Genomic DNA, 16966 nt, shown 5'->3' on the forward strand with positions numbered 1-16966 from the left:
TTCTCTCCTATCTAGTCATTTTTACCACCGTAAGAATAGCGCATATCAAATAACAATTGAATTAAGCTCTTACGGTAATTTATAAAGCTTTTGTTATCGATCATCTCATAGATTTCATCAATCGAAGCCCACTTAGTATCTAGGACCTCATCATTTGGTATTTTAAGTGAATCGAGTTCTACCTCTTGATTGACAATGTATATATCATCATAGCCATGGTCAAAGGTCACTGAAAGGTGGGGTCTTTGATTTAAATCAAGCTCGATACCTAATTCTTCACTAATTTCTCTGATGGCACCTTCCTGACTCGTTTCCCCAGCTAGTACACTGCCCCCAACTGTGATATCCCAGAGTCCGGGTGCGCCAATTTTATCCCACTGGCGTTGTTGAATCAGCATTTGATTCTCTGAATTAATAATGACCACATGAACGACTAAATGATACGTATCTTTTTTCATTTCGTCTCCTCTGACCATGGTCTCTTTTGTCAATACTCGATCCTTATCATATAAGTTCCAAAGTTCCATTACTATTCCTCATTCGTCTTTAGACATAATAGTTACCTTACCATATTTCAATTTTTCTAGACAAGAAAGAACCAACCGATTTTTGTCGGTTGGCTCATGTTCTTACTTATCATCTTCGTCTTTTCTATAATCCTCATTGCCCCACTGATTATCATCAGGCAGTTTGTAGGTGATGTTTTTCGCATAGAAAATCGGTGATTCTCCGCGGTCCTTTTGTTCCTTATAGTCCCGCATGACTTCAAACACCAGCGGACTTAAGGCAACCACCATCATTAAGTTAATAATGGCTAAGAAGGCCATGAAAAGGTCAGCTAAGGTCCACACGAGCTGAACACCTAAAACTGCACCGACTAGAGTCATAATAGTCACAATGATTCTAAATGCGGTCGTTACTTTCTTATTATCCACAATGAAACTTAAGTTACTTTGTGCATAGAAATAGTTTCCTAGAATTGTCGTAAAGGCAAATAATAGGATAAATACTGCAAGGATCGTTCCACCGTAACCGAAGAATTGTTGGTCCATCGCTGCTTGAGTCACTTGGATACCTTGGGGTGCATCGGCACCAAAGCTTAAGTCTGTATACATTAAAATTACAATGGCTGTTGCTGTACAGACGATAATTGTATCGAAGTATACACCTAAGGACTGGATCAGTCCTTGTTGAACGGGGTGACGGACGGCAGCTGATGCTGCTGCGTTCGGTGCTGAACCCATACCCGCTTCATTGGAAAGGAGTCCACGCTGGAAACCATTGATAATGGCAGCACCTAAAGCACCACCAAAGACTTCTTCTAAACCAAAGGCATTCATAACAATCGTCTGTAGCATCGGGATAATCATGTCATAGTTCATAACAAGAATTATGGTAATCAGTAAAAGATAGAGTCCTGCCATGATCGGCACAATGGCAGTTGCCACATTGGCAATCCATTTTGCCCCACCAAAGATTACTAAGCCAACGACGACTGCAACGATGACACCGGATAGCCAAGTATCTATGTTGAAGGCTTCATCATAAGCATTGGCAATGGTGTTTGACTGTAGCATGACAAAGACCACACCAAAAGTAATGGTCATTAGAATCGCAAATATGTAGCCAATACCCTTTTGATTCAAACCTTTTGTCATATAGTAGGCCGGGCCACCACGAAATCCACTTTCTGAATCTCTAACCTTATACACTTGAGCGAGTGTCGCTTCAAAGAATGCTGATGCTGCACCTAAGAGTGCGACAATCCACATCCAAAATACAGCCCCAGGACCACCGACCACAATAGCAGTTGCAACACCCGCGATATTCGCTGTCCCAATACGCTGGGCCGCACTGATTGTAAAGGCCTGGAATGAGGAAATCCCTTTCGTTCCGTCTGGCATCTTCGCTCGTTTTTCACCGAGTGAAGAAAACATAATTTTTAACCATCTAAACTGGACAAATTTAGTTGTAAATGAGAAATATAGTCCCGCTATAATTAATAGTCCAATTAAGACCTCTTGCCACAGTAAATCATTTAAAAAATTGACTGCTTGTTCAAAAACACTTAAAAAGTCTTGCATTCAGTTCCTCCCCTTTATTATCTATCTTCCTCTATTTGAGAGAAATGTACGCGTTTGACCTGACCGAAAGTATCCTCATCGACGACGAAAGAACCATTAGAATATTTACCACTGATTCTCACTTCATTGGCTTTTGTTCTATGACTGTGATCATCTGCTAATAAGTCTATGTTAACATTCTTTCCATCTTCTACAATGGTTGCACCGATAATCACATGCGGTTTTGACTTGATATCTTTATATAACATCGAGCCAACTTGGGCACGATTACCATGTTCAAAGGTAGATAATTTCGTTCGTTTAACCGCACCACGGTTTGATACTGTGATTAAATTACCCTCATTTGGAATCACTCGACCTAAAACGAGATGATCATCAGGCTTAACATTCATCGCCTTGACACCTTGAGATTTTAGTCCTGTTTCAGATACTTGGTCTAGGGCATATCTTAATGACAGACCTTTAGATGTAATGAATAATAAATCTTGTGGTTCTTTTGCTAAGGACACATCAATGACTTCATCATTCGCTTTAAGTTTCATGTTAATGATTGGTCTCGAAATTCTCGATGCTTCAAACTCACTTAAAGTAGTCTGTTTCACCTGACCGGATTTTGTCGACATGACCACATTAATATCTTGACTAAACTGCTCTAAGGTCATCGCATAAATCGGTGCTTCATTAGATTTTAAATTGAAACGGGATGACAGGTGTTGTCCCATATCTTTCCATCTAATATCTTGAAGGTCATGGACCGGGATAATCATATAATTTCCAAGATTAGTGAAGATGAGCAGTTGTTCTAGTGTATTTGAGAACGTCGAGAACAAGACGTTATCACCTTCACGCATACCAATTTCATCGAAATTAGAGGCATTATAAGAACGGATGCTTGTACGCTTGACGTAGCCTTCCTTAGTCAGTGAGACAACTGCTTCTTCTTTAGCAATTAACTGCTCTTTAGAAATTTCAATCGTTTGGATTTCGTCTTCTATGACAGTTAAACGCTCTGAAGCATATTTTTTCTTAATCTGTCTAAGTTCAGACTTGATCACACTTTTTAGTTTCTTTGGATCATTTAAAATTTCATTTAATTGGTTGATTTGAAACTCTAATTCGTTTTGCTCCGTTTCAAGCTCTACAACGTCCGTATTCGTTAAACGGTAAAGTTGTAGCATGACAATGGCTTCAGCTTGAGCTTCTGTAAAACTATAGCGTTCAATTAAGTTTTCTTTGGCGTTTCTCTTATTCTCAGATTCACGAATCGTTTTAATAACTTCATCTAAGATTGATAGCGCCTTGATTAAGCCTTCGATAATATGCATACGTTTTTGAGCATGTTCGAGCTCATATTTCGAACGGTTAGTAATAACGATTTCTTGGTGACGGATATAAGCTTCTAAAATATCTTTTAAGCCCATCAACTTCGGTGCACGGTCGGATATTGCCACCATATTAAAGTTATATGAGACTTGTAAATCCGTCTTCTTATAGAGATAATTGATAATCGCATCGATATTGGCATCTTTTCTCGCTTCAATGACGATTCTTAGACCTTCACGGTCCGTCTCATCACGGACTTCAATAATACCGTCCACTTTTCTATCTGCACGGATTTCATCCATCTTTTTAACCAAGTTCGCCTTGTTCACTTCAAAAGGAATTTCAGTGATGACAATCAGTACCTTATTGCCCCTTGTTTCTTCCTTATTGACCACACTGCGAACGACGACGCGTCCCTTACCAGTTGTATAAGCTTTTTTCAGCTCATTCTTACCTTGAATAATGGCACCTGTTGGGAAGTCTGGTCCCTTAACAAATTCCATGAGTTCATCGATTGTTGCTGACGGCTTATCGATCACCTTTAAGGTCGCATCGATCACTTCCGCTAAGTTGTGCGGTGGAATATCAGTAGCATAACCCGCTGAAATCCCTGTTGCACCGTTGACGAGTAAGTTTGGAAACTTCGCCGGTAAGACCGCAGGTTCTTTTTCTGTATCATCAAAGTTATCGATAAAAGGCACTGTGTTCTTATTTAAATCTTTTAAGAGCTCTCCTGATATCTCAGCAAGCTTTGCTTCTGTATAACGCATGGCTGCTGCAGGGTCACCGTCGACACTCCCCTTGTTACCGTGAATCAGAATTAACTCTTCACGCATCTTCCAGTCTTGGCCAAGGCGGACCATGGCATCATAAATCGAACTCTCACCATGTGGGTGGTAGTTACCAATCACATTACCGACAGTCTTCGCACTCTTACGATAGTTTTTATCGAAAGTGTTTCCTTCTTTATACATCGCGTAAAGAATACGTCTTTGTACCGGTTTTAGGCCATCTCTTACATCTGGAATAGCACGGTCTTGAATGACGTACTTACTATAGCGTCCGAAGCGGTCGCCAATAACATCTTCTAGCTTTAATTGTTGTAATGGATTATGCTCTGCCATAGTCTTCATCACTTTCTGCTAATTTTTCTACATCTTGATTATCTAAGATACTTGTACCTTCTTCTAGGGTGAAGGAGACGTTTGAATCGATCCATTTACGTCTGATTTCTACATTATCGCCCATCAGTGTCGTCACACGTTTAAGTGACAGGGCTTCATCTTCAATGCGCACTTGAATTAAAGTACGTGTCTCTGGATTCATAGTCGTTTCCCATAGCTGTTCAGCCATCATCTCACCGAGACCTTTATAGCGCTGGAGTTCAACATTTGAACCCATCTCTCTTTGAGCTACTTCTAGTTCATCTTCAGTCCACACGTATTGGACATCTTTTTTCTTACCCTTCTTCTCTAACTTAAAGAGTGGTGGTAAGGCAATGTAAATCTTACCTGCTTCAAACAGTGGTCTCATGTAATTAAAGAAGAAAGTGAGGAGTAAGACTTGGATGTGCGCACCGTCCGTATCTGCATCGGTCATAATAATAATCTTGTCGTAGTTTGAGTCCTCTACTTTAAAATCATTACCGACACCCGCACCAATCGTATGGATAATCGTATTAATTTCTTCATTTTTGAAGATATCTTCAAATTTCGCCTTTTCAGTATTAATGACCTTACCACGTAGCGGCAAGATCGCCTGGAAACGGCGGTCACGACCTTGTTTGGCTGAGCCACCTGCAGAGTCACCCTCAACTAAGAACAATTCATTTTTCTTAGCGTTCTTACTTTGTGCGGGTGTCAACTTACCAGATAGTAAAGTATCCTTACTCTTGTTCTTTTTACCACTACGCGCATCCTCACGTGCCTTTCTGGCAGCCTCTCTCACCTGTCTTGCCTTAATTGCCTTTTTAACAAGTTGAGTCGATAAGGCCCCGTTCTCTTCTAAGAAGTATGGGAGTTGATCTGTAAGGAGTGTCTCCAGTAAGTTTCTCGCCTCACTCGTACCAAGCTTCCCTTTCGTTTGTCCTTCAAATTGTAGGAGGTGTTCTGGGAGTTTAATCGAAATGACGGCTGTTAGACCTTCTCTAATGTCAGAGCCTTCTAGGTTCTTATCCTTATCTTTTAACTCACCAATTTTACGGGCATATTCATTAAAGACTCGAGTGAAACCGGTCTTAAAACCGACCTCATGGGTACCGCCGTCTTTAGTACGGACGTTATTGACAAAGGAGAAGATTGTTTCAGAGTATTGGTCGTTAAACTGAAAGGCAACTTCTGCGACCATTTCATTATAAGTCCCTTCAAACATGACGATTTCACCAATGTCATCCTTACCTTCATTTAAGAAGCTAATGAATGATTTCAGACCATCATCATATTGGAATATTTCTTCTTCATCAGTTCTTTTATCATTAATGGTAATTTTAAGCCCACGAGTTAAGAAGGCAGACTCACGCATTCTTTCAACAATCGTTTCGAAGTTAAAGGCGATCGTCTGTTTAAAGATTTCAGGATCTGCTTTAAAAGTGACTTCTGTCCCTGTCTCTTTTGTCTTACCGACTTCTTTTAATGGCGTGTCGACCTTGCCGCCATCTTTAAAAGTAATCTCATATATTTTACCGTTTCTAAATGAACGGAGTTTTAAGTGTTCACTGAGCGCATTTACAACAGAAGACCCTACACCATGTAGTCCCCCTGACGACTTATAGGAGCCTGAAGAGAACTTCCCGCCGGCGTGTAGTACCGTAAATATGACCTCAGCAGTCGGTACACCGCTAGCATGCATACCTGTTGGTATCCCACGGCCATTGTCTCTAACTGTAATGCTTTCGTCCTTATTGATTGTAATATTGATTTCATCACCGTAGCCGTTAATAATCTCATCAACAGCATTGTCCGTAATCTCATATACCAGGTGATGTAGTCCTCTCGTATCGGTTGAACCGATGTACATACCCGGACGTTTTCTTACTGCTTCTAGTCCCTCTAGTATTTGTATGGATTCATCATTATATCCGGTTTCTTTAGCCAAGTCTGTATCCTCCTACAAACAATACAAACGTATGTTCGTTAAATTAATCTACTTATCTATTTTTACGTAAATCCAAACATTTTGCAAGAATGTTTTGTCATTAGTTTACATAATAATATTAATGGTAACTTTATATAATTATGTGATAATTTAAAGATATATGGTAAACTGTTAGTACCTGATAATAAAAAGGGGATAATCTATTGTATACAGTTCTTATTTTATTAATCTTTTCCTACCTGTTTGGGTCAATTCCGTTCAGTCTAATTATCAGTAAATTATTTTACAACATTGATTTAAGACAACATGGCAGCGGTAATGTGGGTACAACGAATACCTTTCGCATCCTCGGAAAAAAGGCAGGAATTGTCGTCCTTATTCTCGATATTTTAAAAGGTGCGATTCCAGTTTGGGTCGCCATGCTCGTCGATGTGACTGGTGACTTTCCTGTCGTGATTTACGGTGTCGTTGCAGCACTCGGACACGTCTATTCTATCTTTTTAAAATTCAAAGGTGGGAAAGCTGTTGCAACGGGTGGTGGTGCCATACTTGCTGCGAACCCAATTCTGTTTATAGTGTTAGTATCAACATTTTTAATTACCTTAAAACTATCGAAATACGTTTCCCTATCGAGTGTATTTGCAGCACTCGCCTTATTAATTGGTGTCATGTTTACCTCAGATTGGTTTATGATCATCTTTGGTATCATCCTCGGCATCGTTGTCATAGTTAAGCATATACCCAATATGAAACGTATTAAAAGTAAAACTGAACCGAAGATTACATTTATGTAAAAGAAAGATAAGTCCATCAGAACAATAAGTTCTGATGGACTTAATTTATGCCTCTCTTTACTTACGATGCGATTTTGTTACGTAGTACAAGCTGTAGGATACCACCATGACGGTAGTAATCTGCTTCTACTTCAGAGTCAAAGCGTACTTTTGCTTTGAACGTCACTTTGTCGCCGTTTTCTTTCGTTGCGACAACATCGATGATTTCTCCAGCTGTAACGGATTCATCAATATTGATATCAAATGTTTCAGAACCATCTAAGCCGTGATCTTCAGCATTTTCTCCGTTGACAAACTGTAGAGGGAGTACACCCATCATCACTAGGTTTGAACGGTGAATACGTTCGTAGCTTGCCGCGATAACTGCTTTAACGCCTAGTAGGTTTGTACCTTTAGCTGCCCAGTCACGACTTGAACCCATTCCGTAATCGTCACCAGCGATGACTACAAGGCCTGTACCATTTTTTTGGTAGTTTTGTGATGCATCATAGATACTCATCACTTCACCTGTTGGCCAGTAAGTTGTATAGCCACCTTCTGTACCTGGTGCAATTTGGTTTCTAATACGGATGTTCGCGAATGTACCACGTACCATCACTTCATGGTTACCACGACGTGAACCATAAGAGTTAAAGTCTCTAGGTGATACGCCTTGTTCAATTAACCACTGCCCTGCTGGTGTATCTTTACCGATTGCACCGGCTGGTGAGATGTGGTCCGTTGTGACTGAATCCCCGAATTTACCAAGTACACGTAGGCCGTTTAACGGCTCAATTGTACCCGCTTCTTTGGATAATTTTTGGAAGAATGAAGGGTTTTGAATGTAAGTCGATTCATCTGCAAAATCGTATAATGGTGCATCTGTTACATCAATTTCATTCCATGTTTCATTTGAATCAAATACAGTTTCGTATTCTTTTCTAAATAGTTCAGGTGTGACCGTAGACATTACAGTATCTCTAACCTCTTGAATTGACGGCCAGATATCTTTCATGTATACGTCATTACCTTCTTTATCTTGTCCGATTGGGTCATTTCTAAGATCGATATCTACTGTACCTGCTAAAGCATAAGCAACAACGAGTTGTGGTGATGCTAGGTAGTTCGCTTTAACAAGCGGGTGAATACGACCTTCGAAGTTACGGTTACCAGATAGTACTGATGAAACGAGCATGTCGTTATCTACAATCGTTTCAGTCACTTCTGGGCGTAATGGACCTGAGTTACCGATACATGTTGTACAACCGTAACCAACGTGTGTGAAACCGAGTTGATCAAGGTAAGGTTGTAAGCCTGAATCAGCTAGGTAACCTGTAACAACTTTTGAACCAGGTGCCAGTGAAGTTTTTACGTACTTCGGTACAGATAAACCTTTCTCAACTGCTTTTTTAGCAATGAGTCCAGCACCTAACATAACGTATGGGTTAGATGTGTTTGTACAAGACGTAATCGCTGCAATGACTAAGTCCCCTGTTTTCAGTTCTTCAGAGTCACCGTCATTGTAGTTCACTGTTGCTGTTTTGTTAAACTCTTCTTCTGTTAAACCATGACCGTGGTTACCACTTTCAGCAGTGACAGATTTTCTATACTCATCTTTCATATCAGAAAGATTAATTAAGTCCTGTGGACGTTTTGGTCCCGCAAGTGATGGCTCAACTGTAGATAAGTCAAGTTCAACAACATCTGTGTAAGTTGGCTCTACTGCAGGGTCAAAGAATAAATTATTCTCTTTCAGATATGCTCTAACTAAGTCGATGTGTTCAGTGTCGCGACCTGTAAGTTTAAGGTAGTCTAACGTTTCTTCATCTACAGCGAAGAAGCCACATGTCGCACCGTATTCAGGTGCCATGTTGGCAATAGTTGCTCTGTCAGCTAATGGTAAGGCTGTAACACCTTCACCGAAGAATTCTACAAATTTACCAACCACACCTTTTTGTCGTAACAATTCTGTTACGCGAAGTGCTAAGTCCGTTGCAGTTGTCCCTTCAGGTAAAGCATTCGTCATACGTACACCGATTACTTCAGGTACTGGGAAGTATGAAGGTTGGCCAAGCATACCTGCTTCAGCTTCGATACCACCAACACCCCAACCAAGTACACCAAGACCATTGATCATTGTTGTATGGGAGTCTGTACCAACAAGTGTATCTGGATAAAGTACGTTCGTACCCTCTTCTTCTCTGTTATGAACGACATTTGCAAGGTATTCTAAGTTCACTTGGTGAACGATACCCGTTGCTGGTGGTACTGCTTGATAGTTATCAAATGCCTTCGTTGCCCAGCGTAAGAATTCATAACGCTCCATATTTCTTTGGAACTCAAGCTCCATGTTCTTTTGAAGTGCGTTTAAAGTACCATATTCATCAACTTGAACTGAGTGGTCAATGACTAGGTCTACTGGTACTTCAGGGTTGATTTTTTGGACGTCCCCATCAACATCGTCCATGGCTTTACGTAATGAAGCTAAATCGACAACTGCTGGTACACCAGTGAAGTCTTGAAGAATAACACGGGAAGGTTTAAAAGGCACCTCTTTCCCTTTGATATCCCCTTTGTCCCAATTTGCTAATGCTTCGATGTGATCTTCAGTAATCACCTTACCGTCATATTGACGTAAGACAGATTCCAGTAGCACACGGATTGAGTAAGGTAAATTTTGTGACTGACTTGCGCCGTTGTCAACGAGTGACTGTAAGCTATAGTAAGTGTAGTCCTTACCATTAACCGATAAAGTGCTGCGGGAATGTTCCTTTACGTTATTTGACATAATTAAAAGCCCCCTCTAAATTTAGTCATCTTAATTGTATACTGAATATATTCATAAAGTAAATGCATGAACATAATCTAATGATACGAATAAGCTAACAGTTAATTAAGTTATTATTATTTATTATAATATCATTAATAATAAATCATTATAAGTAAATTGCTCATTGATTTTTTGTTAAAATAGCATAAAATTGAAAATATAAACTTGCTTGATGATAATTTTTCCTGTATTATTACGATTCACTTGTTTTTATTTTAATTTAATCTAGGGAGGCTATTTTATGTGGCAAGAATTTAAAGATTTTATGCTTCGTGGTAACATTCTAGACCTTGCAGTCGCAGTTGTTATCGGTGCTGCCTTCGGTAAGATCGTTGAGGCACTCGTTGCCAACATTATCATGCCGTCTATCGCGTTGATTTTCGGTAACACAGACTTTGCTTCAGAATGGAGCTACATGGGTATTACTTACGGTGTGTTCATTCAAGCAATCATCGACTTCATCATCATCGGTGCTGCAGTATTCGTATTCGTTAAAGTGGTTAACAAACTATCTGGTAACCGCTTCGTTGAAGAAGAAGCAGAAGACGAGCAACTTGTATTACTACGTGAAATGAGAGACTCTCTTAAAGCCGTTGAAGGCAACAAAAACGATGGTAATGGACCATCACTTTAAGTTTTGACTAATTGAGGCCTGGTAGGATCCCCTTTTATAGGGTGTTCCTGCCAGGTTTTTTTGCTTTTGGGGGTGAAGGTTGTTGGTGGTGGGCATAACGACGGCCCGCTGTCAGCATCACAGTGATCCGATATTAGTCTACCCCCCACAGTGAGCCAATATAACTCTAGCGAGTCGCTGTCACCCCCACAGAGTGCCGGTAAGCCCCCTTCCCTAACAACCCAAACAAAAACCCACCTCATACGCATATAAGGTGGGCATGCAAACTCTACTTCAATTGTTGTTTTATCTCACTGATAAAGTACAAACTGCCTGTAATGAGGAGCAAGTCTCCTGAAAAATTACGGATATATTCCATATAGTCTTCGACATAGTGCTTATCTGGATGCTCGATGGCATCGAATAACACGTCGCCTTTTTCGGCTTTAAAGAAGTCGAATTCTGTTACGACAAATGTATCAGCGATCATGCCGATTTTAGATACCATGCTGTCTAAGGGCTTACCTTTGACTGCTGAAAAGAGTACCGTGATTTTTTTATCACTATAAGATTCACGCATGGTTGCAACTAAGGCATCGACAGCTTCATTATTATGGGCACCGTCCATTATCACTAAGGGTGAGTGGGAAATCTTTTCGATTCTACCGCTCCAGTAAGTACGTTCAACACCAGTAATCATCTTGTTGACGTCTAAACTCACCACACCCGCTTCTTGCATTTCTAACAAGGCTGCAATAGCAATCGACGCGTTTTCTTGTTGATGGCGACCGATCATATCGAGTTTAATGTCATCGAAATCATAGCGTCCATATTTAAAGCTAAATTCTTCGCCATTAGTCGTCAAAATGATGTCTCTTTCTAGTTCAACACCTTTAGCATTCTTTTCATCGAGTACCTTATAGATATAATCACGGCAAGCGTCATCTTTAACGTTGAAGACTAAAGGAACGCCTGCTTTAATCACACCTGACTTATCTCTCGCAATATCGAGTAAGGTATCGCCTAAGATATCCACGTGATCGAGTCCAATACTGGTTAGTAAGGTCATCACTGGCGAGAATACGTTCGTCGAGTCATTGGTCGCACCGAGTCCAGCTTCAACTAAGACGATATCCACTGGGTGTAGGCGACCGAAGTAAACAAACATCATCATAGTAATAATCTCAAATTCTGTTGCATTCCCAAGATCCGTCTCAGCTACCATCGCTTCACTGACTGGACGAACAAGTGTGGCAAGTTCAGCAATATCTTCATCAGATATCGGTGAGCCATCAACTGAAATGCGTTCATTGAACACTTCTATATAAGGTGAAGTAAAGGTTCCGACACTGTAATCGTTATGATTAAGTGCATTTCTCATATACGACAGCGTCGAGCCTTTACCATTCGTTCCGACAATATGCACACCGGTAATGTTTTTCTCAGGATGGTCAAATCGTTCTAACATCCATTCCATACGCTTGATGCCAGGTTTAATACCAAATTTTGTGCGTTCGTGTATCCATTGTAGGCTGTCTTGATAATTCATCGGCCTTTACTCACCTTTCAAGCTAGAGAGTCTATTTTCAACTTCATCATACTGACTCTGGTAGCCGGCTTCTTTTTGTCGTTCTGCTTCAACGATGTCTTTTGGTGCATTACTTACGAACTTCTCATTAGATAATTTACCTTTAACACGTTTCAATTCACCATTTAAACGGTTCAGTTCATTTTCTAGTCTTTCGATTTCCTCTTCCTTATCGATTAAGCCCGCAAGTGGTAAGACAACTGTCGCACCTTTGACAACGTCCGTTTTGTCATCGTCATGTTTTTCTATAAAATCACTAATCGATAAAGTCTCAGGGTTCGTAAAGCGCTCAATATAATGTTTGTTACGCTCAACCGCCTGACGTCTCCGTTCATCTTTTACCTCGATATTAATGTCGATTGGCTTAGATAATGGCGTGTTCACTTCATTTCTCGTCGTTCTAACAGATTTAATGATGGCAACGAGTAGTTCCATCTCTAACTTCGCATCATCATAGCTTAAAGACTCATCAACGACAGGATAGTCACTCACGACAATCGATTCATCTTTAGTAATCGCTTGGTAGATTTCATCTGTAACAAACGGCATGAACGGGTGTAACATCTTCAGAATTTTATCCAGCGTATAAAGAAGCACTGAGCGTGTCATATGCTTATCACTATCACTACCTGAAGTCATCGGTACTTTTGCCATCTCGATATACCAATCACAGAAATCATCCCAAATAAAGTTATATAAGAGACGCCCAACTTCACCAAACTCATAGTCATCAGATAGACGTGTTACGTCTCTAATCGTGTCGTTTAGACGCGTTAAGATCCACTTATCTGCTAGTGATTTCTCACCACTTAAATCAATATCTTCTATGCCGAAATCTTCACCGATATTCATGAGTGAGAATCTTGAAGCATTCCAAATCTTATTTATAAAGTTCCATATACTTTCAACCTTGTCATCACTGTAGCGGAGGTCTTGACCAGGTGTTGAACCGGTCGCTAGGAAATAACGGAGTGCATCGGCACCGTATTTTTCAATAACATCCATTGGATCGACACCGTTACCGAGTGATTTCGACATCTTACGGTTTTGTTCATCACGCACAAGTCCGTGTAAAAGTACGTCAGAGAACGGTTTTTGGCCTGTATGTTCAAGTGATGAGAAGATCATTCTCGCGACCCAGAAAAAAATAATATCATAGCCTGTCACTAATACATTCGTTGGGAAATATTTCTTTAAGTCAGCCGTATCTTCTGGCCAACCCATCGTAGAAAACGGCCATAAGGCACTTGAGAACCAAGTATCTAATACATCTTCATCCTGTTCCCAGTTTTCTGAGTCAGCAGGCGCCTCTATACCAACATAAAGCTCACCTGTTTCCTTGTGGTACCAGGCAGGAATTCTATGACCCCACCACAGTTGACGTGAGATTACCCAGTCACGTATGTTCTCCATCCAGCCATTAAAAGTATGTTCAAAACGTCCTGGGACAAAATCAATACGCTGATCTGTGTCCTGGTTATTCAAACTCTTTTCTGCTAGAGGTTTCATGCTTACAAACCACTGCGTGGATAGGTAAGGCTCAACAATCGCGCCACTTCTCTCAGAGTGACCGACTGAGTGCATATGGTCTTCAACTTTAATGAGGTAACCTGCCTCATCTAAATCTTTCACTAGTTGTTTACGGCATTCAAAACGATCCATACCTTCATATTGACCACCAAGTTCATTGATAACACCGTTTGGATGCATGACGTTAATTCGTTCAAGATCATGACGGTTACCAATTTCAAAGTCATTTGGGTCATGGGCAGGCGTGACCTTCATGGCACCTGAACCAAAGTCTTTTTCAACATAGTCATCAGCAATAATCGGTAATTGTCTACCCACAATAGGTAGCTCTACAGTTTTACCAATAAAGTCCTGATAACGTTCGTCATCCGGGTGAACAACAACTGCCGTATCACCGAGCATTGTCTCTGGACGTGTCGTCGCAATTTCTAAGAAACCAGAACCGTCTGTTAAAGGATACTTAACGTGGTAGAACTTCCCTTCAATATCCTGGTGAATGACTTCGATATCAGACAATGCAGTCTGTGTTTCCGGGTCCCAGTTAATAATATACTCACCACGGTAAATTAAGCCCTTGTTATAAAGGTCTACAAAGGTCTTACGAACTGCTTTAGACAGACCTTCATCTAAGGTAAATCTTTCTTTGTCGTAATCGAGTCCGAGTCCAAGTTTCGCCCACTGTGCTCGAATATGACTCGCGTATTCCTCTTTCCAGTTCCATGAGTGTTCTAAAAATTTCTCACGGCCGATGTCGTGACGGTTAATGCCAGATTCACGGAGTCTTGCGTCTACTTTAGCCTGAGTGGCTATCCCCGCATGGTCCACACCCGGTAAGTAAAGCACATCATAACCTTGCATGCGTTTCATGCGTGTAATGATATCTTGTAAAGTCGTATCCCAAGCATGTCCAAGGTGTAACTTACCTGTGACATTCGGCGGTGGAATAACGATAGAAAATGGTGCCTTATCACTCGCTACATCTGATTTAAATAGGCCAGCTTCCACCCACTTTTCATATTTGCCTTTTTCAACTTCAGTCGGATTGTACTTCGTTGACATTTCCATATAATCACTCCTTTAAATTAAAAAACAAAAAAACTCCTGTCCTAACAATAGGACGGAGTTCCGCGGTACCACCTAAATTCAGGCGAGTTCGCCTGCATCTCAATTGATGATTAACGCTCATCACACGTCTCGCACTAGTCGATTTCCTTTCGCACGAAACTGAACACAGACTACTTTCACCTACTGCTTCGGTAAACTCACACCGCCGTTTACTCTCTTAACACCCGCAGCAGAATACTCTTCTGCACTTAAATATTATAGATTAATCTTATGCGAATAATTTGAAACTGTCAAGCGGCTTTAACTGCTATGACGGCGTTTATTCAAGTATCTTAGATAGTAACCAACAATCGGTACGACAACGATAATAATGAAGAATATTCTAAAGATATGGTAGGACGAGATCATTGGAATATTACCGCCTGTTTCAATGGCGATAACAATAATTTGACCAAGACCACCTGGTGCCGCACTTAAGAATAAGTCGTTGAACTGATGTGAGGTAAAAATTTGGAATATAAAAACGATAAACATTGTACCAAAAATCAGCATTAAGTTTTGCAGTAAGATGGAAAAAATCAATCGCTTACTGAGCTGTGAAATCAAGGAAGCAATTTGTAGACCAATTCTAATACCAAAGAGTATTTGTGCCACATTAATAAATTGAATATTCAAAGAAAATTCAATACCCGTCGTTAAGTTCCAAATAATCATGACAATAATAGGTCCAAGCATCAGGCTCGCTGGGAAGCGTACTTTATCGAAAATATAAATTAAAAGTATGCTCGCTACAGGAATAATGAGCATCGGATAAGTAAAAACAGATGTGACATAATCTACAGATGTCGTCGCTAAAGGTATATCATTTGAACCAGCAAACAAGCCTGCCACAAAAGGTACAATCAAGACGATTAAGACAATGCGGGACATCTGAGTCAATGTCACCAATAGAATATCTGCATTCTTTTCTTCCTCTGCCATAATCAACATTTGAGATAAGGCACCAGGTACGGATGCTAAGATGGCAGTTTCAGGTGTACTTTTCGTTAAGTAAATGAAGAAGCGTGAGAGCGCTAAGCTGAGTAGTAATACGAAGATTGTCATTAAAAAGATATTTAAAAGATCATCTTTCATATCACCTAGGGCATCTAAGGTTAAGGTTGAGCCGATCTCAGTTGCCATGATCATGACACCGAGGTTACCTAGCCAAGGTGGGAAAAACAGTTCTTTTTTAACTAATCTAATATAGAGTATGGTTGCAATCATTGAACCGAACAGCCAAGGTAGGATCATACCAACAGCAGAAAGGCCCAATGAAATCAATGCCGCAATAAGAATGAGCAGCAAGAGTCGAAGAAACTTCATAACATCACCTTATATATAACTTATTCATTAATAATAATAACTTATTAATATGTAAATTTACAGTAACTTGCTTAAAATGAAAAAAGACAAACTCAAATAATGAGTTTGTCTATATAAACACTATTGTTCACTAAAGAATTGATATAAAGCTGTTAATTCTTCTTCTGCTACTTGATCTTCACTGAAAGCAGGCATTGAACCTTGACCTTCACGGACAATTGTTTGGAACTCATCTTCAGCTAATGAAGTTCCTGCTAAAGCAGGTCCCATAGCACCAGAGAAGTCTTCACCGTGACAAGATGCACAGTTGTCGCGAGCGATACCTTCGGCATCTGCATCACCACTTGATGCAGCTTCTTCACCGCCGCCTTCTTCAGACTCAGCACCTTCTTCGCCACCTGACTCTTCACCAGAATCTGCTGTTTCTTCAGTACTTTCACCTTCAGATGCGGTTTCTTCACCACCACCGCCACCTAGGTGGAAAATCATAACTGGAATGATGAGCACAACAATGATTACCGGAATTAACCAGTAAAGGTTTGCAGTACCTTTCGTATTTCCTGTTTCATTTTTGTCGATGTAGCGAGGCTGTCCATCAACCTTTTTACCAGTCGGACGCTTTTTGTCACTCATATTCTTTTACCCCCCAATTAATTCTATCACTACTATTATACACATAATTATTCAGTGATGAAGCACAAA

Annotated in this window: 11 protein-coding genes and 1 other annotated feature; of the genes, 2 read left to right on the forward strand and 9 right to left on the reverse strand. The window is 40.4% G+C overall.

Features of this window, described 5'->3' with window-relative positions:
* Positions 1-11: 11 nt before the first annotated feature.
* From EYB29_RS04920 to parE, 4 genes are all read right to left on the reverse strand, one after another.
* Positions 12-527: an NUDIX hydrolase gene (locus EYB29_RS04920; RefSeq protein ID WP_205710591.1), complete on the reverse strand. Its 516-nt coding sequence runs from the start codon at positions 525-527 to the stop codon at positions 12-14.
* Between the two features lie 102 nt (positions 528-629).
* Positions 630-2084: an alanine/glycine:cation symporter family protein gene (locus EYB29_RS04925; RefSeq protein WP_166626752.1), complete on the reverse strand. Its 1455-nt coding sequence runs from the start codon at positions 2082-2084 to the stop codon at positions 630-632.
* 17 nt (positions 2085-2101) lie between these two features.
* The gene (gene parC / locus EYB29_RS04930; protein ID WP_166626753.1) at positions 2102-4531 is read right to left on the reverse strand and encodes a DNA topoisomerase IV subunit A; all 2430 of its coding nucleotides are present in this window, start codon (positions 4529-4531) and stop codon (positions 2102-2104) included.
* Entirely contained in the window at positions 4518-6500 is a 1983-nt protein-coding gene (parE, locus tag EYB29_RS04935; RefSeq protein WP_026866242.1) for a DNA topoisomerase IV subunit B, read from the reverse strand. Before parE ends, parC begins: the two co-directional genes overlap by 14 nt.
* Before the next feature lie 203 nt (positions 6501-6703).
* On the opposite strand from parE, the gene plsY reads away from it, so the two are divergent.
* Positions 6704-7294, forward strand: a complete 591-nt coding sequence (plsY, locus tag EYB29_RS04940) for a glycerol-3-phosphate 1-O-acyltransferase PlsY (protein ID WP_026866241.1) — start codon at positions 6704-6706, stop codon at positions 7292-7294.
* 61 nt (positions 7295-7355) lie between these two features.
* Here plsY and acnA read toward each other — a convergent pair whose 3' ends face one another.
* Complete coding sequence (acnA, locus tag EYB29_RS04945; protein WP_166626754.1) at positions 7356-10061, reverse strand: aconitate hydratase AcnA; 2706 nt, start codon at positions 10059-10061, stop codon at positions 7356-7358.
* Between the two features lie 283 nt (positions 10062-10344).
* Between acnA and mscL the strand changes: the two genes are divergently transcribed.
* Positions 10345-10737: a large conductance mechanosensitive channel protein MscL gene (gene mscL, locus EYB29_RS04950; protein ID WP_026866239.1), complete on the forward strand. Its 393-nt coding sequence runs from the start codon at positions 10345-10347 to the stop codon at positions 10735-10737.
* A gap of 268 nt (positions 10738-11005) precedes the next feature.
* Here mscL and EYB29_RS04955 read toward each other — a convergent pair whose 3' ends face one another.
* The 4 genes from EYB29_RS04955 to EYB29_RS04970 all read right to left on the reverse strand — a co-directional run bounded on the left by EYB29_RS04955 (position 11006) and on the right by EYB29_RS04970 (position 16897).
* Positions 11006-12265, reverse strand: coding sequence for a bifunctional folylpolyglutamate synthase/dihydrofolate synthase (locus EYB29_RS04955; protein WP_166626755.1), 1260 nt, complete (start codon positions 12263-12265; stop codon positions 11006-11008).
* Positions 12266-12271: 6 nt separating this feature from the next.
* Positions 12272-14899: a valine--tRNA ligase gene (locus tag EYB29_RS04960; protein ID WP_166626756.1), complete on the reverse strand. Its 2628-nt coding sequence runs from the start codon at positions 14897-14899 to the stop codon at positions 12272-12274.
* Between the two features lie 45 nt (positions 14900-14944).
* Positions 14945-15158 (reverse strand) — a binding site (T-box leader).
* A 41-nt stretch (positions 15159-15199) separates the two neighbouring features.
* The gene (locus tag EYB29_RS04965) at positions 15200-16264 is read right to left on the reverse strand and encodes an AbrB family transcriptional regulator (protein ID WP_026866236.1); all 1065 of its coding nucleotides are present in this window, start codon (positions 16262-16264) and stop codon (positions 15200-15202) included.
* A 120-nt stretch (positions 16265-16384) separates the two neighbouring features.
* Positions 16385-16897, reverse strand: a complete 513-nt coding sequence (locus tag EYB29_RS04970; RefSeq protein ID WP_084145687.1) for a c-type cytochrome — start codon at positions 16895-16897, stop codon at positions 16385-16387.
* Positions 16898-16966 lie beyond the last annotated feature (69 nt).

It is taken from the genome of Jeotgalicoccus sp. S0W5 (genome assembly GCF_011634875.1).
GTDB lineage: Bacteria > Bacillota > Bacilli > Staphylococcales > Salinicoccaceae > Jeotgalicoccus > Jeotgalicoccus marinus.

Coding starts and splice junctions, on each gene's coding strand:
- EYB29_RS04920 (WP_205710591.1), bottom strand. CDS start 527: ATGGAACTTTGGAACTTATATGATAAGGATCGAGTATTGACAAAAGAG.
- EYB29_RS04925 (WP_166626752.1), bottom strand. CDS start 2,084: ATGCAAGACTTTTTAAGTGTTTTTGAACAAGCAGTCAATTTTTTAAAT.
- parC (WP_166626753.1), bottom strand. CDS start 4,531: ATGGCAGAGCATAATCCATTACAACAATTAAAGCTAGAAGATGTTATT.
- acnA (WP_166626754.1), bottom strand. CDS start 10,061: ATGTCAAATAACGTAAAGGAACATTCCCGCAGCACTTTATCGGTTAAT.
- mscL (WP_026866239.1), top strand. CDS start 10,345: ATGTGGCAAGAATTTAAAGATTTTATGCTTCGTGGTAACATTCTAGAC.
- EYB29_RS04955 (WP_166626755.1), bottom strand. CDS start 12,265: ATGAATTATCAAGACAGCCTACAATGGATACACGAACGCACAAAATTT.
- EYB29_RS04960 (WP_166626756.1), bottom strand. CDS start 14,899: ATGGAAATGTCAACGAAGTACAATCCGACTGAAGTTGAAAAAGGCAAA.
- EYB29_RS04965 (WP_026866236.1), bottom strand. CDS start 16,264: ATGAAGTTTCTTCGACTCTTGCTGCTCATTCTTATTGCGGCATTGATT.
- EYB29_RS04970 (WP_084145687.1), bottom strand. CDS start 16,897: ATGAGTGACAAAAAGCGTCCGACTGGTAAAAAGGTTGATGGACAGCCT.